The sequence below is a fragment of the Sorangium sp. So ce394 genome (genome assembly GCF_051474665.1).
Lineage (GTDB): Bacteria > Myxococcota_A > Polyangia > Polyangiales > Polyangiaceae > Sorangium > Sorangium cellulosum_D.
On sequence record NZ_CP150339.1, the window covers coordinates 5,694,815 to 5,713,249 of the forward strand.

The 18,435-nt window shown below is 70.7% G+C and carries 13 protein-coding genes; 8 read left to right on the top strand and 5 right to left on the bottom strand.

Annotated elements, in window-relative coordinates; translation table 11 throughout:
* Nucleotides 1-35: 35 nt before the first annotated feature.
* Nucleotides 36-968, top strand: a complete 933-nt coding sequence (locus tag WMF33_RS20860; protein ID WP_437338787.1) for a fibro-slime domain-containing protein — start codon at nt 36-38, stop codon at nt 966-968.
* A 99-nt stretch (nt 969-1,067) separates the two neighbouring features.
* Here the strand turns inward: WMF33_RS20860 and WMF33_RS20865 are convergent, their stop codons facing one another.
* Complete coding sequence (locus WMF33_RS20865) at nt 1,068-2,756, bottom strand: hypothetical protein (RefSeq protein WP_437338788.1); 1,689 nt, start codon at nt 2,754-2,756, stop codon at nt 1,068-1,070.
* Between the two features lie 484 nt (nt 2,757-3,240).
* Here WMF33_RS20865 and WMF33_RS20870 point away from each other — a divergent pair, with 484 nt between their 5' ends.
* Together WMF33_RS20870 and WMF33_RS20875 are read left to right on the top strand one after the other, a co-directional pair.
* Nucleotides 3,241-4,068 (top strand): mechanosensitive ion channel family protein, encoded by an 828-nt coding sequence (locus WMF33_RS20870; RefSeq protein ID WP_437338789.1) that lies wholly within the window; start codon nt 3,241-3,243, stop codon nt 4,066-4,068.
* A gap of 285 nt (nt 4,069-4,353) precedes the next feature.
* A complete protein-coding gene (locus WMF33_RS20875; RefSeq protein WP_020736128.1) occupies nt 4,354-5,346 on the top strand; it encodes an aldo/keto reductase in 993 nt (330 codons plus the stop codon).
* A gap of 60 nt (nt 5,347-5,406) precedes the next feature.
* Here WMF33_RS20875 and WMF33_RS20880 read toward each other — a convergent pair whose 3' ends face one another.
* From WMF33_RS20880 to WMF33_RS20895, 4 genes are all read right to left on the bottom strand, one after another.
* Nucleotides 5,407-6,816, bottom strand: coding sequence for a PLP-dependent aminotransferase family protein (locus tag WMF33_RS20880; RefSeq protein WP_437338790.1), 1,410 nt, complete (start codon nt 6,814-6,816; stop codon nt 5,407-5,409).
* A 208-nt stretch (nt 6,817-7,024) separates the two neighbouring features.
* The gene (locus WMF33_RS20885; RefSeq protein WP_437338791.1) at nt 7,025-8,242 is read right to left on the bottom strand and encodes a hypothetical protein; all 1,218 of its coding nucleotides are present in this window, start codon (nt 8,240-8,242) and stop codon (nt 7,025-7,027) included.
* A gap of 464 nt (nt 8,243-8,706) precedes the next feature.
* Nucleotides 8,707-10,182, bottom strand: coding sequence for a hypothetical protein (locus tag WMF33_RS20890; protein ID WP_437338792.1), 1,476 nt, complete (start codon nt 10,180-10,182; stop codon nt 8,707-8,709).
* A gap of 182 nt (nt 10,183-10,364) precedes the next feature.
* On the bottom strand, nt 10,365-11,906 hold the full coding sequence (locus WMF33_RS20895) for a GH1 family beta-glucosidase (protein ID WP_437338793.1): 1,542 nt from the start codon (nt 11,904-11,906) through the stop codon (nt 10,365-10,367).
* Nucleotides 11,907-12,050: 144 nt separating this feature from the next.
* On the opposite strand from WMF33_RS20895, the gene WMF33_RS20900 reads away from it, so the two are divergent.
* From WMF33_RS20900 to WMF33_RS20920, 5 genes are all read left to right on the top strand, one after another.
* Nucleotides 12,051-13,019: a quinone oxidoreductase family protein gene (locus WMF33_RS20900; RefSeq protein WP_437338794.1), complete on the top strand. Its 969-nt coding sequence runs from the start codon at nt 12,051-12,053 to the stop codon at nt 13,017-13,019.
* Between the two features lie 401 nt (nt 13,020-13,420).
* Nucleotides 13,421-15,025 carry an ATP-binding protein gene (locus tag WMF33_RS20905; protein ID WP_437338795.1) on the top strand — a complete coding sequence of 535 codons (1,605 nt, stop codon included), beginning with the start codon at nt 13,421-13,423 and terminating at the stop codon, nt 15,023-15,025.
* A gap of 284 nt (nt 15,026-15,309) precedes the next feature.
* Complete coding sequence (locus tag WMF33_RS20910; protein ID WP_437338796.1) at nt 15,310-16,863, top strand: AAA family ATPase; 1,554 nt, start codon at nt 15,310-15,312, stop codon at nt 16,861-16,863.
* A gap of 319 nt (nt 16,864-17,182) precedes the next feature.
* Nucleotides 17,183-17,548, top strand: a complete 366-nt coding sequence (locus WMF33_RS20915; RefSeq protein WP_437338797.1) for a glutaredoxin — start codon at nt 17,183-17,185, stop codon at nt 17,546-17,548.
* 191 nt (nt 17,549-17,739) lie between these two features.
* The gene (locus tag WMF33_RS20920) at nt 17,740-18,240 is read left to right on the top strand and encodes a hypothetical protein (RefSeq protein WP_437338798.1); all 501 of its coding nucleotides are present in this window, start codon (nt 17,740-17,742) and stop codon (nt 18,238-18,240) included.
* Nucleotides 18,241-18,435: the final 195 nt, after the last annotated feature.

Here is an 18,435-nt window from a genome sequence, read left to right on the forward strand (position 1 = left end):
TGTGGTTGTCCTACTTTATCCCAGGAGTACTCTCTATGTCCCCTCGCTCTCTCTTTCTTGTGACCTTCGCCATCGCGGCCCTGGCCTGCTCTTCGGGGCCTGACGACAACAACGGCAACTCGAGCTCCGGCTCTGGCGGCGGGCCGACCACCGGCGGCACCAGCGGGTCGCCTTCGGGGGAGAGCAGCAGCTCGAGCGGCGACGACATCGGGAGCATCTCGGGGGGCAACGTGACCATCGGCGCCGGCGGCGCCGGCGGGAGCGACTGCAAGAGCACGCTCGAGGTCCTCTACCGCGACTTCAAGGACACGCACCCCGACTTCGAGATGGACTTCCGGGGCGACGTGGTTCGCCGCAAGCTCATCGAGCCGCAGCTCGACGGCGACAGCAAGCCGGTGTTCCTCGACTCGATCGGGTGCCAGGCGGACCTGCAGACCCCGCTCGACTGCGGGGGCGGGACCCCGAACCAGGTCGTCATCACGAGCAGCGAGTCGTTCAGCCAGTGGTACCGCGACGTGCCTGGCGTGAACATGACCTTCCCCAAGCAGCTCGAGCTCGAGGAGTCGCCGCCCGGCTCGGGCCGGTACGTCTTCGACAGCACGGATTTCTTCCCGCTCGCGCCGGAGGAGGGGTTCGGGATCAACCCTCCCAACGGCAAGAACCAGAACTTCCTCTTCACCACCGAGATCCACCTCAAGTTCGGCTACGTCGCCGGCCAGGAGTTCAGCTTCCGGGGCGACGACGACATGTGGATCTTCATCAACGGCAAGCTCGCCCTCGATCTCGGCAGCATGCACGGGCCCGAGTCGGGCGTGATCGACTTCGACGCCCAGGCCGACTACCTGGGCATCGCTCCGGGCAACACGTACACGATGGATATCTTCCACGCGGAGCGCCACACCGACGGGTCGAACTTCCACATCGAGACGAACATCTCCTGCTTCGTGCCCGTCGACGTCCCGCGGTGAGGGGAGGCGCGCCGCGCCTCGGGTCGCGGGCGGGATCGCCGCGCGACGCCCGCGCCATCGTGCGAGCGCGGGCGTCGCGACGACGCCGGACCGAGCCCCTCAGGGGCCGAACGCGGCGACGAAGATATCCCGGCCGGCCGCGTAAGGTATCGGGCCCGTCCCGAAATCGACTGGACCGATCATGCTGCCGGTGACGGCGATCGTGCCATTCGGCGCGATCGCGATATCCCCCACGCGAGGATCGAAGTCAACCCACCAGAGCTCGTTGCCGCTCGCGTCGAGCCTGGCGAGCCCGCCCCCGGCGACGATCACGCCGCCGGCAGGATCCAGGGCGATCTCGTTGCCGAAGCGGACCGAACGGCTGAAGACGTGCTGGCCTGCCGAGTCCAGCTTGACGAGCACGGGTCCGGCGGGGAGCACGCCGCCGCCGAAGTCGACGAGCCCATCCGCGGAGCCCGCCACGAGGATCTCATCCGACGCGTTGACCACCACCGAGGAGGCGCCCATCGCCCCGTCGTTCTCGAACATCCGCGTCCAGACGAGCGCGCCCGCCGGGTCGAACTTGGAGACGATGAAGTACTCCTCGCCGAGATGCCAGCTGACCGGGGGATCCTCGTTTGCCACGATCGCGTTGCCGGCGCTGTCGACCGCGAGGCTCACCGCTGCATTGCTGACGTCGGACGCCGGAACGAACTGTGTCCAGAGGACGCCAGCGCCGCCGGCGCCGAGCTTCGCCAGGTAGGTGGAATCGTCGATGCCGTAGAGCATGTACGGGGTGCCGACGGCATCGACGGCGATCTCCGCTACTCTCGTCAGAAATGAGGCGTTGTTAACCGTGTATCCGGCGCTCCAGACATGATCGCCGCCGGCGTCGAGCTTGGCCACGAAGACTCCGATGTCGTCGCCGGGCGCGATGGGGCCCCCGCCGAAATCCGGGCCTGGGAAGAGCCCGATGATGCCCTCGTACGCGCCGGCGAGGAAGATGTTGCCGTTCCCGTCGACGGTCATGACGCCGCTCCAATCGTCGAACTCGGTCCCGTAGCGCCTGCTCCAGATCACCGCGCCCGTGGGATCGAGCTTGAGGAGGAAGACGTCGGATTCCCCTGCGCTGGTGAGGGGGCCGGCGCCGAAGTCGACCGTTCCCTCGAAGTCCCCGGAGACGTAGTAGTTGCCCGAGAGGTCGCTCACGATGGACAGGCCGTGATCGTAGCCGGGGCTGCCGTAGCCCCGCGCCCACGGCGACACCTGAGGACAATCGGGCACGCCGTCGCAGCTCTCGTCCACCGGCGTGGCGCAGAGCTCCGTGGCGGGCGTCACCTCGCCCGTACAAGGGCCGTAGCCGAGGCCATCGACGCGGCATGTCTGCGTTCCAGGAGCGCAGCGCCCGACGCCCGCGGTGCCCGCGGGGCCGGTGTAGCAGACGACGACCGAGCCTGGCGCGCACGTGCCTGGCATCCCGCTGCCGGTCGAGCCGGCGCCGCCCTCGCCGCCGGCGCCGGTGGAGCTGCTGCCGCCCTCGCCGCCGCCGGTAGCGCCGCTGCCGCCCTCGCCGGCGCTGCCACTCGAGGCCTCGCAGTCGTCCGCGCCCCCGTCGCCCAGCGCGCTCCGCGCGTTGACCGTGTGGTCGCTGTCCGCTGTGGCGCTGCCGCTCTGGCCATCCCCGGCCGCGCCCCCGCGCGCCGCCGGCTCGCACGCCGCGGCGGCGAGGACAGCCGCTATGGTGAAGGCGGCCGAGGCGCCCATGCTGGCCGTGGATGCTGAATGGATAGGATCGGAGTCTCTGGTCATGGCCGCTTCGATGCTGGGCGCGGGCACGGCGTTCATCGACCGTTGCTCGTCAGGGGGCAACGCAGATCTCGCGCCCGGTCGGAGGTCGTGGAGCGCACAGGGGCGCATGGCCTGCCACGTCGGTGAAGCGACGGAGGATGGGACGGCGAGACTTGACCCGTCGCTGTGTTGCTCGGTACCATGATCGTGCTGGACCTCGGCTGGGACGGGGTTCGGCCACGCAGCTTGGGGGGTTGGCGCACCCGCGCCGAGGTTTGTCCTGCTCGGCCGCCCGGCCACCGGTGTGTTGCCGAGGCGTGCGAGCGCATTCCGGCTCCCACGGCTCGCATGGGTTCTTGTTTGCGAGGGCGCCGCGCCGATCGGCAGAGGTCGGGCGGGCGCGAGGAACCATCACCCGCTCGCTCGCGGGGACATCGCTGGACCAAGAGAAGGGAGAGATCGCGGGATGAACGAGACCCTCAAGAGGTACGTGGACGTCGGGCTCGTGATCGGCGCCGAGATCGGCACCAAGATCATCGGTGCCATCGTCCTGTGGATCGCAGGGCGCCTGGTCATACGCGGCATCCTTCGTCTGCTCGATCGAACGACGAAGTTTCGCAACATCGACGAAACGCTCGCGCGCTACCTGCACTCGGTCGCGAGCGTGCTTCTCAACATCCTGCTCGTCATCACGGTCCTCGGCGTCTTCGGCGTCCAGACCTTCACCTTCGCCGGGATCCTGGCGGCCACCGGGGTCGCCATCGGTATGGCCTGGTCCGGCCTGCTCGCCAACCTGGCCGCTGGCGTCTTCATGATCGTGCTGCGCCCTTTCAAGGTCGGCGACGTGGTCACCATCGCCGGCGTGACGGGCATCGTGCACTCGATCGGCCTCTTCGTCACGTCGGTCGACACCTTCGACAACGAACGCACCTTTCTCGGCAACAACAAGATCTTCGGCGAGATCATCAAGAATCACTCGGAGAACCCCGTCGCGCGCTTGAACATCAACGTGCAGCTCCCTCACGGCGCCGACGTGCACAAGGTTATCGCTGTATTGAAGGAGAAGCTCGCCCAGGCGCCGCACGCCGTCAGCAGCCCAGCGCCGTTCGTCGAGCTGGTGGGCGTGACCCCCACCGGCCCGCTGCTCGTCGCGCACCCCTACATCGAGAGCTCGAAGTACCCGCTGGCGCTCGCCGCCGCGCACCTCGTCGTTTACGACGAGGTCGCGAAGCTGGGCTACCCGGCCCCGGCGCAGACGGTGGTGCTCCGCCAAGACGGAGCCCGGCTCGCCGCGGCCAACGGGCACGACGCGCGCGGGCTCTCGCCGGTGTGAGCTAGTCTTCCGGGGAGCCCGACCGCGGCATCGGCGCCGCCCGCCGGGCAGACTCCCCACGTGGACCGGTAGCAAGCGCGGCGCCGGCGCCGCCCTCCGGCCCTGCCGACACATCGCTCGACGGGCGTCGGAGCATGGGCCCCTGCACGGGCCGGGGTCCGCGGCGGCCGCCCCCGACCATGGCTCTCGCGGTGGTCCACGCCGGAACCGCAGCGGCGGTCCTCGTTCCCGCGCGCCTGCGGCCTCATACCTGGGTCCGGACATTCGATCCATGAGGAGGACGCCATGAAGCGACGATGGGAGAGCGTGGGCATCGAGACGAGCGCGCTGGGCCTGGGGTGCTGGGCCATCGCTGGGAAGTGGAACGACCCGGGCGCGAGCTGGGAATGGCACGGCACCGACGACGCGGAGTCGATCCGGGCCATCCGCGCCGGCATCGACGCCGGCGTCACGCTGCTCGACACCGCCGACGTGTACGGGTCGGGGCACAGCGAGGTCCTGGTCGGGAAGGCCATCCAGGGGATCCGCGACCGTGTCACCCTGGCGACCAAATTCGGTCACGTCTTCGACGAGGAGAAGCACGCCAACCTGGGCAGGACCGACGCCAGCCCGGCGTACATCCGGCGCGCCGTGGAGGGGAGCCTGCGGCGGCTGGGGACCGATCGAATCGACCTCTACCAGCTCCACATCTGGGAGCACCCGCCGCAGAAAGCCGGCGAGGTGGTGGAGGTGCTCGAGCAGCTCGTGAAGGAGGGGAAGATACGCGCTTACGGCTGGAGCACCGACGTGAAGGCCTCGGTCGAGGCCTTCGCCCGCGGCCCGCACTGCGGCGCGGCCCAGATCCTGCTCAACGTGTTCGAGGGAAACGACCGGCTGATCGCCTACGGCGAGGGCAAAGGGCTGGCGCTCCTGTGCCGGAGCCCGCTGGCCATGGGCATGCTCTCGGGCCGGTACACGAAGGGCGAGACGTTGCCCCGCGGCGACGTGCGGACCAGCAACTTCGAGTGGATCACCTGGTTCAAGGACGGCAAGGTGAACCCCAATTACGCCCGCCGCCTGGAGGCCGCCCGCGAGATCCTGACCAGCAACGGCCGGACCCTGGTCCAGGGCGCGCTGGCGTGGATCTGGGCCAAGAGCCCGAACACCATCCCCATCCCCGGCTTCAAGAGCACGGCCCAGGCCGTGGAGAACGCGCGGGCCATGGAGAAGGGGGCGCTCACCGCCGAGCAGGCGCGTCAGGTGGCAGAGCTCGTGGCGTACGAGGATCGAAACCTGTAGAGCCCGCCCATCGACTCCGCCTATCCTGATCGCAACGCCGCAGGCGCGGCGACGAAGGGCTCATGGCGAACGGATCTCACGGTCCGTATTCCGCTCGACGAGGGCTCCAAGCAGCTCGAGACCCTCGTCGAGCTTCTCGTCCGCCACGTTGCCATAGCCGATCACCAGCGCGTCGCTCGCGCGGGGCGGCTCGGCCCGGAACTCGTCCTCGGTCGAGATCCGCAGCCCCTCCGCGCTGCAGGCGTCGGTGAAGATCGGGCCGAAGCGCCGCCCGCAGAAGCGCGCGTGCAGGTGGAATCCGGTCTCGCCGCCGCCGGTGCGGACCTGATCCCCGTAGCGGGTCCCCAGGAAGTCGAGGATCGCTTCCAGCCGCGCGCGGTAGCGCCGCTTCATGGCGAAGATATGGCGCTCGAGATGACCCTCCTCGATGAAGCGGGCCAGCGTCCGCTGGTGCGGAGTGGAGCCCCGGAGGTTGGTTCGCCGCACCAGGTCCGCGATCGGGCCGACGAGGTGGGGCGGGGCGATGAGATACCCGACCCGCACGAACGGCGCCAGGCACTTCGAGAAGGTCCCCAGGTAGACGACGCGCTCGGCGTCGAGCGAGGCGAGCGGCGGGACCGGGCTGCCGCGGAAGCGGAACTCGGAGTCGTAGTCGTCCTCGAGCACCAGCCCTTCGGCCGGGGCGGCCAGCTCCAGGAACTTCACCCGCCGCTTGAGGGGCAGGAGCGCGCCGGTCGGGAACTGGTGGGAGGGCGTCAGGTAGAAGAGCGCGCCGCGGGGCACCTCGCCCAGGCCGGAAGGGAGCGCGCCGGAGTCGTCGACGTGCATCGGGCGGCAGCGGAACCCGGCCGAGCCGAAGACGTCGCGGGCGAAGGTGAGCCCGGGCTCCTCGCAGAAGAGGGTCGTGGCGGGGAGGAGCCGTGAGAGCAGCGACAGGGAATGCGAGGTGCCGGAGGTGATGCAGATCTGCTCCGGATCGGCGGCCAGCCCGCGGAACCGGTACAGGTAGTCGGAGATGGCCTGGCGCAGCCGGGCGTCGCCGAGCGCCGGGCCGTAGGAGAGGTCGGCGGCGAGCGCCAGAGAGATCGCGTCGTCGGCGGCGCGGCGCCACGCTTGCCGCGGGAAGCTGGCGAGATCGGGGATCCCGGGGGTGAAGTCGAAGCGGATGGTGGGCCGGTGCCGCCGGAGCGTGGCCGCCCTCGGGACGCTGGCGTGCGGCGCCCGCACCGGCAGCGCGGCGGCGTAGGTCCCGTGGCCCGCCCGGGTCTCGAAATAGCCTTCGCCGGTGAGCTGCTCGTAAGCGTCCGTCACCAGCCGCCGGGAGATCCCCAGCTCCGCGGCCAGCAGGCGCGAGGGGGGGAGCCTGGCGCCGGGCGCGAGCTCGCCGGCGACGACCGCCTGGCGCAGCCCGTCCGCGAGCTGGAGCGCCAGGGAGCGCCGCGAGGCGCGATCGAGCACGATGCCGAACACGGAACGAGGATAGTGCTTCGACGCACGAGCAGACCAGCGGCGCCGACATGGGATCGCGGGGAGACGCGTCGCCGCCGATCGACGGGCGCCGGCTGCTGGTCGCGCGCGCGAACCGGCAGGTCCTGCTGACATCCACGTGCCCCCTGCGCCGCTCCCGCCGTGGTGGACGCTGAAGCTTCTGAAGGCGGCCGGTCGGGCCCGCGTTGGGTTAGTCCTCGGGGCAGGAGGGCTTCGGGTCAGGGCACGGCTGGCCCTCGACCCAGGGGCGCGTCTGCTCGCAGCCGCTCACGTCCTCGAAGGTGTTTCCAGACACGAAATCGGGCCCCGCGGTGCCGTTCCAGCCGCGGGTGACGCCGTGGCCGGCGACGTGGCGGAACGTCGACCCCTGGATGAACGCGCTGCTCGGCGCCTGGCTGAAGATGACGGCGCCGTTGAAGGTCGTGAGATCGTTGCAGCTGAGCAGGATGCAACCGCAGTCGTAACCCGCATACTCGACGATGACGTTCTCCAGGACGTTCTCGTCGCGCGGGATGCCGCCGAACCAGAGCCCGCCCCAGTCGCCGGGCGCGGGGGTCTCCGCGGCCGAGGTGAAGACGATGGGCCGCTCCGGCGTGCCCAGCGCGCGGAGGGCGCCGCTCGCGGCGAACTCGCCGGTGAAGCGCTCGATCTGCATGAAATTGCCGGGCTCGAACCGGATGGTGACGCCGGGCTCGATGGTGAGCGTCGTGAGCGGCGCGCCCTCGCCGCCGCCGCCGATGTTGAAGCGGGCGTCGCGCCAGTCGCCGAAGTGGTAGGGCACGCCGCGGTCGCGCAGGGTCGTGTCCTGCTGCAGCCCGGAGGTCTGATTGGCGCCCTCGTCCTGGATCAGGATCTCGTCCCTTCGATTGCCGGTGTACACGCCGACCGGGATCGAGCCGAGCGCCTGCTCGCCGAGCTCCAGCGGATACGGGTGCTCCTCGCTGCCGCTCTCGGTGATCACGAGATCGGTGGAGCCCTCGGCGAACGCCGACGCCCGCAAGAGGAGCACCCCGGCGCCGAGCGACCCGCGCACCGTCACGTGGTCGACGAGCAGCACCGGCGCCGCGGGGGTCACGGACCCTCCGTACGCGGAGAGCGCCGCGTTCGCGTGGAAGCGATCGCCGCCGCCGCCCTCGAGCGTCACGTGGCGGAGGGTCGCCTTGGCCGGCCACGCGACGTGCACGTCGTTCCACCGCGCGCCCTCGCTGCCGCGGAACGTGATCGGCCGCGCCTCGGTGCCCTCGGCCTTCAGCTCGGCGCCCTCATCCATCGCGGAGATGCCCGTGTCCTCCTCGAGCAGCACCTCGGCGCACGGCTCGATCGTGAGCGTCACGCCGGGGCGGAGGCGGACAGGGAAGCTCACGACGTGCGGGCTCCCCTCCGCGGTCCAGGTCTCATCTTCGCTCACATCGCCCGAGTGATCCGTCGGGCCGCCGGACGGCGCGGGGCACCCCGGCTCGGCCGAGCCGCCGCCGCCGCCAGCCCCACCCGAGCCGCCAGCCCCACCCGCAGCGCCAGCGCCGGCGGGGGGCGGGTCACCGGGATCGCACGCGACGAGGAACATCACACCTGCCGCAGTGAGCGTAACTACAACGTTGCGAAGAACCATATCCCTGTGTCCTTTGTGAGCGCCTGTGCGTCCGCGCGCACACGCAAAGACGCAGAGATTAGCGCATTCGCGTCGAATCCACAGAGTCTTTGCACACCAGAGCTCGTCCCCTCGCGGCAGGATTTGCGCGCTGCGATGGGCCGAGCCACGTGTTCCCCGAGAGCGCGCCGGGGCGACGGCTGCGCCACGCGGAACGACGCGGATCGCGCGGAGGCGCCGCTCGGGCCGCGCGCGAACAGGGCCGCGCGCCGAGCCCTGCGCCGTCACGGGATGAGCTTCACGACGATCATCGACTCCCTCGCTTCCGGGCTCGAGATCGGTCCGGCGCCGAAATCGATCGTGCCCTTGAGGTTCCCGACGGCGACGAGGGCTCCGGTGGGGTCGACGGCGATCCGGGACAGGCCTCCGTACTCCGACGGCTCGAAGGAGACGCTGCAGAAGCCCTCGCCGCGCGGGTCGAGCCCGGCGACGAAGAGCCCCTGGAGCTTCGCGGTCAGCGGACCGCAGCCGAAGTCCGCGTCGTAGAGGAAGGCGCCGGCCAGCCACGTGTTGCCGGCGGCGTCGGCGGCGAGCGCGTGCGCTCTCGAGAAGCTCCTGCCGAACGTCGGGGCGCCGGTGGCGGAGAGCTTGGCGACGAACACGGCATCCCCATCGCTCGTCAGGGTGTCGCCGCCGAACTGGAACGTCTGGCCGATGGAGCCGAGCGAGACCACGTTGCCTGCCCCATCCACGACCGTGCCGCCGGGGTGCTCGCCAGCGACGCTGCCTAGCCGCTGGCTCCATCGATGCTCGCCGTCCGGACCGAGCGAGGCGACGAAGATGTCGGACGCTCCGGCTGCCCCGGATGGGCCAGCAGCCCGGAGCGGGCCGCCGCCGAAGTCGACGACGACGTCGAAGCTACCTCCGAGCGCGATGTTCCCCGCCGCATCCAGGGCGAGCGTGGAAGATTGCACGGCGCCCGACCGGCCGAAGCTCTTGCTCCAGACGTGGCCGCCCGCAGCATCGAGCCTGGCGACGAAGACGCTCGGCTCGTCCCTGCGGTCGATGAAGGCCTCCCCGCCGAGATCCATGGTCCCCACGTAATCGCCGGTGACGACGATCCCTCCCGCCGGATGGAAGCCGACGCCGCGGACCGCCGCGGACCCCACCCCGACGTGCGTGCTCCAGACGTGCTGTCCCGAGGCGTCGAGCAGGACGATGAAGCCGCTCTTACCCTGCGCCGCCAACGGGCCACCGCCGAAATCCGTCGTTGCGCCGAAGTGACCCCCGACGAGGACGTTCCCCGCCGCGTCGGTCGCGATGGCAAGACCGGCCTGAAGCTCGGGCACGGCGGAGAGCTCGCCGAACCGCCGACTCCAGAGATGGCGGCCGAGCGGATCGAGCTTGAGGACGAACGCGTCCTTGTAGCCCGTGCTCACGAGAGGACCGCCTCCGAAATCGACGGTGCCCTCGAACGCCCCGGTGATGAGGATGTTGCCGCGGGCGTCGACCGCGAGGCCGGTCACCTCGGCGTAGTCGAATGGACGCGCGAACGCGACCTCGAGGCAACCCGCCTCGCACACAGGAGCGCTACCGCCGCCGCCGCCGACGCTGCTGCCGCCGGCGCCGCCTTCCCCTGCGGCGGGGCCGCCCGCCGGGGTCGGAGCCGCGTCCTCCAGGCTGCTCCTCCCGCCGCATCCGAGCGCAGCCAGCGCGGTCACCAGAGCAAGACGCCTCAGCGAGTACCGGCTTCTGTTCATCCCTGCCTCTCCACGCCGCGACGATATCATCGTCGAAGATGGCGCAGGGAGACGAGCTCGGGAAAGCCAGAGTTCGACGCCGTCGCGCGCGAGGGCCCCGCTCGGGCAGCGACCGCCGGCGCAGGACGAGGAGCGCGCCGGCCGCGCGGCCCGACGGGGAATCGGGCCGCGGGCCTCCGGGATCAGCCGGTCACGTTGTCCCAGGCCACCGCGGTCGGCCCGAGGAGCGAGCGCCCGTTGGTCGCGATGACCTCCTTGTACCAGGAGAACGAGTCCTTCGGGATCCGGCGCTGGGTCTGGTAATCGACGTAGACGAGCCCGAACCGCTCCCTGTAGCCCTCGGCCCACTCGAAGTTGTCGAGGAGCGACCAGGCCCAGTATCCGAAGACATCGACGCCCTCCTTCATCGCCCGCGCGAGGCCGAGCAGGTACCGGTGCATCAGGTCGATGCGCTGCGGGTCGTGCACCTTCCCGTCGAGGAAGACCTGGTCCCGCGTGGCGGTGCCGTGCTCGGTGATCCCGATGGGCAGCTTGTACCGCTCCCAGAAGTACCTCGTGCCCCAGTACAGGGTGCTGGGGACCACCTGCAGCCAGTCGAGCGTCGCGCGCGGGTAGCCGGGCGGGGTCGCGACGCGCTCGGGCTTGCCGTCCTTGCCCCGCCGCCACGTGCCCGCCGAGTACATGTTGAGCCCGAGGTAGTCGAGCGGCCGCTTGATCTGGTCGAAGTCGCTGGCGGGGAAGTCGGGCACGTCGTTGCCGAAGAGCTTGAGGCCGCTCTCCGGATACCGCCCCTCCAGCACCGGCGCGATCCACCAGGCGTTGTTCCACGGGTGCCGCTCGTAGACCGAGAAGATCGCCTCGCGCGCCGCCTCGACGTCGCCCGGGTCCTCCGTCGCGGGGCGCTGGACCTGGGTCGCGAGCACGTAGCCGACCTTCGCCGCCTTGGCCGCGGCGCGCAGGGCGTCCACCTGCTTGCCGTGGGCGCGCATCTGGTTGTGCGCGGCGGTCAGGTAGTCCCGGTACGGGAGCTTGAGCCCGGGAGCGAAGTGCCCCTCGAGGAGCGCGTTGCCGATGAACGCCTGCGGCTCGTTCTGCGTCACCCACCACGGCACGCGATCGCCGAGCCGCTCTGCGACGACGGTCGTGTAGTCGGCGAACCAGTCGGCGACGTCCCGCTGGAGGAACCCGCCGCGGTCCTGGAGCGCCTGGGGGAAGTCCCAGTGGAACAGCGTGCACAGGGGCACGATGCCGAGGCGGAGGAGCTCGTCGACGAGCCGGTCGTAGAAGTCGAGCCCTTTTTGATTGATCTTGCCCGTGCCCTCCGGGAGGACGCGCGTCCACGAGACGCTGAAGCGATAGCTCTTGGCCCCGAGCTCGGCGAGCAGCCCGAAGTCCTCCTTGTAGCGGTGGTAGTGGTCGCACGCGACGTTCCCGGTGTGCCCTTCGAAGACCTTCCCGGGGGTGTTCGAGAAGACGTCCCACACGGAGGGGCCGCGGCCGTCCTCGGTGGCGGCGCCTTCGATCTGGTAGGCCGCGGTGGCGGCGCCCCACAGGAAGCCCTCGGGGAACGGCGCGGCCGTCGTGCCTGCCGGCCCCGCGCCGGCCGACGGGGCCGGCGACGCGGGCGCCGAGCCGGATGCGGCGGCCGCGGCAGCGGACGGGGCGGGCGAGGCGCCAGGGGCGTTGTGCTGGGTGAGCGACTCGGAAGGAGTGGAAGCGGACATGAGAGCGCATCATCCACGGCGCGCGTTGGGCAGCAATGGGATCGATGCCCGCGGCGCGGCGGCGCCCGGCTGAAGCGTGAAGCGGTGCGTCGATGCCCGCGCCGGTCGCTTGACGGGCCGCTCCGGCTCGGCAACATGGGCGGCATGCTCGCGATCCGACCGAAAGCCGCTGGCGGCCCCGAGGTGATGACGCTGGAGGAGCACCCGACGCCGACGCCAGGCCCGGGTGAAGCCGTGGTCCGCGTCGAGGCCGCCGGGGTGAACTTCATCGACATCTACCAGCGGAGCGGCCAGTACAAGGTCGAGCCGCCGATCCCGCTCGGGCTCGAGGGCGCGGGGCGCGTCGAGGCGGTGGGGCCGTCGGTCACCGGGGTGAGGGAAGGGGACGAGGTCGCGTGGGCCGGCGGCCCCGGCTCGTACGCGACGCACGTCCGCATCCCGGTCGCGAAGCTGGTCCCGGTGCCCGCGGGCGTCGGCGCGAAGCGCGCGGCGGCGGCGATGCTCCAGGGCATGACCGCGCATTACCTCGTGCGCTCCACGTTCGCGCTCGGGCCGGGCCATACGTGCCTGGTCCACGCGGCGGCGGGCGGGATGGGGCTGCTCCTCTGCCAGATGGCGAAGCGCCTCGGCGCGCGCGTGATCGGCACCGTCTCGACCGAGGAGAAGGCGCGGCTCGCGCGCGAGGCCGGCGCCGACGAGGTGATCCTGTACACGCGGGCCGACGTCGAGGTCGAGGCGCGCCGGCTCACGGGCGGCGCCGGGGTCGACGTGGTCTACGACGGGGTCGGGCGCGACACGTTCGAGAAGAGCCTGGGCGCGCTCCGCCCGCGCGGCATGCTGGTGCTCTTCGGGCAGTCGAGCGGGCCGGTGCCCGCGTTCGACCCGCAGATCCTGAGCCAGAAGGGGTCGCTCTTCCTGACGCGGCCGAGCCTCGGGCACTACACGGCGACGCGCGAGGAGCTGCTCCAGCGCGCGGAGGACGTGCTCGGCGCGATCGCGCGCGGCGAGCTCACGATCTCGGTCGGCGCGACGTACCCGCTCGCCGAGGCGGCGGAGGCGCACCGCGCGCTCGCCGGGCGGGCGACGACGGGGAAGGTGCTGCTCGTGCCGTAGCGCCGGGAGTGGGCGCACACCGCTATCGCGCCGCGCCCGGCGGGCTCTGGCCGAGGCAGAGGGCGAGGAGCTCGCTCGGGCTCTGGACGCCGAAGCGGCGGTGCAGCGCCTTTGAGCCGGCGCTCTCGCTCGCGGTACTGCCGATCTCCCCAGGAGCGATGCAGCGCAATGGCGCAGGCCGTATCAGGGCCAGTCAATAACCGCAGCTTGCGCTGGGCGGCGGAGCTCACGACGTCCGGGGGGGCAGCCCTTGGCGGCGGGAGCGTCGCTCTGGAGCGCTCGAGGCGGGGAACCTGGTCCACATGGGCGTCCACCGGCGGCGACGCCCGAGCAGCCCGCTGCCATGGGCGATTCACCGCGACCTGCTTGCCTTTCGCCTCGATCCAGCACGGGAGCGCGGGATGCACGCGACCCGGGCGCGCAGGTCCGCACCGTTCTGGGGTAGACTCCGGCCGGTGTCCCGCTGGTTCAACACGGCCGGTGCCTGTCTACCGGCAGACCATTACATGCTCCCGACGCATCGCCGCCTGCCTGACGTGCGCCGGCTCATCGATCAGCGGGAGTCGTTCGTCGTCCACGCGCCCCGTCGTGTCGGCAAGACGACATCGTTCCTCGCGCTCGCCGAGGAGCTCACGGCGGAGGGGCGCCACGTCGCTCTCCTCGTGTCCACGCTCGCCGGAGCGGATCGCCCGGACGAGCCCGGCGGGGCCGATCTCGCCCTCCTTCACGCGCTCGAACAAGCGGCCAGGGCGCAGCTCCCCTCGGAGCAGCAGCCGCCTCCGCGGCCCGAGGCCCAGCCGGGCGGCCGCCTCGACGCCGCGCTGCGGGCATGGGCGCGGGCCTTGCGTCGGCCGCTCGTCGTCTTCTTCGACGACGTCGACGCCTTCCCGGGCAGCGCCATGGACCACGTGCTGCGGCAGCTGCTGCGGGCCTCCCTGGGGCAGCCTGCTGAGGCCGCCCCCTGGACGCTGGCCCTCCTCGGCCTGCACGGCGGCCCCGAGCGCTGGAGCGCTGCCGCCGGTCACACCGATCCTGGCGCGCCGGAGCCGATTCTCCACGCCGTCCGGTCGATCACCCTTCCCGACTTCACGCGGGACGACGTGGCCGAGCTCTACCAGCAGCACACGGAGGCGACCGGCCAGCGCTTCGAACGCGCGGCGGTGGAGCGGGCGTTCGCGCTCAGCCGAGGTCAACCGTGGCTCGTCAACGCGCTCGCCAAGCTGCTCGTCGAGCAGCTCGACGTCGACCGCGCCCGGCCTGTGGCTCTTGCCGACGTCGAGCGCGCCGGAGAGCTCCTGCTCGCCGCGCGCGGAACTCCCCTCGACCGCCTGTCCCAGCGATTGCAGGCCCCCCGGATCCGGGCGGTCTTCGAGCCGATGATCGCCGGCACGAGGCCCGAGGCGCTGCCGGAAGAGGACATCCTCCTCGTCGCGCAGCTCGGCTTGGTCCGTCAGGTGCCGGGGAGGTCCATGGAGGTCGCGAACCCCATCTACCGTGAGCTGATCGCGCGCACGCTTGCGCTGGCGTCGCGCGCGTCGCTGCCGCACCTCCCGCCGACGTGGCTCCGAGCGGACGGACGTCTGGACCTGGAGCGGCTCCTCGACGCGTTCGTCGGCTTCTGGCGACGCCACGGCGAGGCCCTGCTCACCTCGGCGAGCCCCGAGATCGCGCCCTACATGGTCATGACCGCGTTCCTGGACCGCGTGGCGAGCGGCGGCGGAACGCTGGAGCGAGCGTACGGCATCGGCCGGGGGCGGATGGACCTCTGCCTGCGGTACGGGCCGGAGGTGCTCGGCCTCACGCTCAAGGTGTGGCGCGAAGGGGGCGCAGACCCGCTGGCCGAAGGCCTGGAACAGCTCGAGGATCACCTCGCCGGGCTGGAGGCCAGGGCAGGGTGGCTGGTCCTCTTCGATCAGCGGAACGGAATTCCGCCTGTGGAAGAACGGCTCGCCGTGAGCCGACGGGAGACGTCGACCGGTCGCGCCGCGGTCGTCCTCCTCGCCTGACAGCGGCCTTCGCGGGTTCCTCGCTACGGCTCGGGCCCGATCAGCGTTGCATTCCGTCGAGTGACAAAATTTTCCATTTTTAATCTTCTTTTTTGAGGCCGTGCGTCTGGTAGGGTTCGACGCTGCATTGTATTCACGCGAAAATTATTCTCACCGGCGACCATCGAGGTGAACCGAGGCTTCGGAGCCAGCGCTCAGCGCGACAATGCGCGACAATTGAGCCAGTCAAGCTCGGCCAATGTGGTTTCGAGCCCGAGCGCGGGGGCCTGTGCTATAGGCGTCTGATGCCCCGTTGGTTCAACACCACCGGCGCCTGCAACCCGCATGATCACTTCATGCTCCCGACCTGGGAGCGCCTGCCGCAGGTGTCCCGGTTGATCAACCAGAAGGAGTATTTCGTCGTCCACGCGCCGCGCGGTGTCGGCAAGACGACGTCGCTCCAGACCTTCGCCAGAGATCTCACCGCGAAGGGCTCTCATGTCGCCGTGCTCATCTCGATGCTCGAGGGGGGCGACAACGTGGAGGACGTCGGCACCGCGGAGCTGGCCATCCTGTCGAGCTGGCGGCGCAGCGCCAGGGAGGAGCTCCCGCCGGAGCTCCGGCCACCTCCCTGGCCCGATGCGCCGCCGCGCGACCGGATCGGCGCCGCCCTGAACGCCTGGGCGCATGCCGCGGCTCCGAAGCCGCTGGTCCTCTTTCTCGACGAGTTCGACTCGCTGCGCGACAGCGTGCTGCTCTCGGTGCTCCGGCAGATTCAGGTGGGACACCGCCATCGACCCAGCGGGTTTCCCTGGTCCCTGGCCTTCGTCGGCCTGCGCGACGTGCGCGACTACCGGCTCGCCTCGGACGACGAGGGCCGGCGCGGCACGCCGAGCCCGTTCAACATCGTGGACAAATCGATCACGCTCGCCCCGTTCGACCGGAGCCAGATCGCGGAGCTCTACGGCCAATACACGCAGGAGAAAGGGCAGCCCTTCGAGCAGTCCGCCGTCGATCGCGTGTTCGAGCTCACGCGAGGACAACCATGGCTCGTCAACGCGCTCGCCCAGACGCTCACCGTGGAAACGGTCCCCGACGGCCATACGCCGATCACCGCGGACCACGTCGATAGCGCCAAGACAGCGTTGATCCGGGACACGCGCACGCACATCGATTCGCTCGGTGAGCGGCTGAACGAGCCGCGGGTCAAGGCGATCATCGAGCCGATCCTCGCAGGCACCACCCTGAGCGGGCCGCGAAACGACGACATCCGCTACGTCCAGGATCTTGGCCTCGTGCGGATGCGCGAGTCGGGGGGCCTCGAGGCCGCCAACCCCATCTACCGGGAGATCATCGTCCAGGAGCTCACGTTCGGTCCGCTCGCCGCGCTCCCGCAGATCGAGCCGACATGGCTGGAGCCCGGTGGCCGGATGAATGTCGATCGGCTGTTGGAGGCGTTCGTCGCGTTCTGGCGCCAGCACGGCGAGCCGCTGCTCCAGGCGGCGTCGTACCATGAGATCGCACCGCACCTCGTCCTGATGGCGTTCCTCGATCGCGTGGCCGATCGCGGAGGTACGCTGGAGCGCGAGTACGCCATTGGCTCGGGGCGGATGGACCTGTGCTTGCGCTATGGCCCGGACGTGGTGGCCATCGAGATCAAGGTGTGGCGCGACGGGCGGAGGGACCCGGTGGAGGATGGGCTGGAGCAGATCGATCGCTACCTGGCCGGTCTGAACCTGGCGCGGGGGTGGCTGGTGATCTTCAACCAGCGGAAAGAGCAACCTCCCGTGGAGCAGCGGGTCACCGTCGAGCCCCGGATGACACCTGGAGGGCGAGCCGTGTCGGTCATTCGCGCCTGACGGCGCTGTCTTGTCACCATCGCTGTCGCGCGGCAGCGCATGCGGCCCCGCCACGCCCGACAGCGCTGCGCTCGGCCGGCGCACGCGCGGGGAGCGGCCCTGCGGCCGCGCCGCTCCCCGCGCCCGGTCGGCGGAAGCGCTACGCCCTCCGGTCCGACGAGGGCTGCGAGCCCGGGCGAGGCGGGCCCGAGGAGCCGCTCGCCGCGATCCTCGACGAGGGCCTGCAGGCTGGACGGCGAGGCGCGGTAGCGCGTTCCGGCGCAAGGTTGACCGCGCGCCCTCCGCGCCGGTACGCTGCCGGCGCGGAGGTGCTCATCTCATGTCCGAACGTCCCACGCTTGCTCCCGAGAAGGTTTCCGACGCGGTGAAGTCGCAGGTCGCGAGCTTTCATCGATCCATCGTTGACGAGGTCGCGGGCGCCGTGGGCCGCGACCGGGTGGTCGTCGTCGGGATGGCCCAGAATCCCTTCGTGAAGAAAGCGCGGCAGCTGCTCGACGGAGAGGGCGTGAGATATACCTACCTGGAATACGGAAGCTACGTCTCCAAGTGGAAGGAGCGCCTCGCCATCAAGCTCTGGGCCGGCTATCCGACGTTCCCGATGGTGTTCGTCGACGGGGTCCTCGAGGGCGGCTATGCCGAGCTCGTGAAGCTCCGCGATCAGGGCAAGCTCAAGAAGCAGCCGTGAGCGGGCGCGGATGAACGCCGAGCACGGCGCGCGCACCAGAGCCGACATGGACAGACGCAAGGATCGTGCGGGCTCGGCTTCGGCGCGGAAGAGGTACGCTTCCGCTGCGCTCTCTCTCGTGATCCCCTCCCAGCGTCGACTTCGGCGGTGGTCCGCTCCCGGCCCCGGGCAGGTTCTCCAGCGCGGGCTTCGTGGTCAAGCTCGACCCGGATGGAAGCCACCTCTGGAGCCGTGGGGCCCTCGTCTCCGAGTTCACGGAGCTCCGGCGCCAGAGCGCGGAAAAGATCGCCGTCGATGCGCTCGGCTATGCGTACGTGACCCTCCACAGCGCTGGAGACACCGAGGGGGTCGTGTCCGTGGCGAGGCTGGACGCCGAGGGCGATCTCGTCTGGACGCGCGAGATCCCCACAGCAGGGAACCTCAACCGCCACGGAGACCTCGCGCTCGACAGCGCCGGCAACGTGCTGGCCGTGAGCGAGTCCAAGTACTCGCCGACCGGATACTGCCCCTGCGTCCTGCAGTTCGCCGTCACGAAATTCGCGCCGACGGGCGATGTGATCTGGAGCTGGCTGATCGGCCGAGGAGGTCGGCTTCGGATCCGACGCGATCCCCGGCGGGCATCCTTCGGAAGCCTTCGTCGCGGCTTTCACCCACTAGCGCCGTCAGCGGCCCCTCGGACGCCTTCGTCTTAGCCCTCTCCCCGTAGCGCCGGCCGCGCGCGGCGCCCCCAGCGCGCAGGCCGCCTCGGCCGCGGCAGCGCGACGCGCCGCGCGAAACGCCGCGCCGGCCAGCGATTCCGTGATATGCGGGAAGACGCGGCGCGCCCTGGCCGTCGCCGCGCTGAAGGAAGGCAGCACGGAGGCACCTCGTGACATCGCTCGGGATCC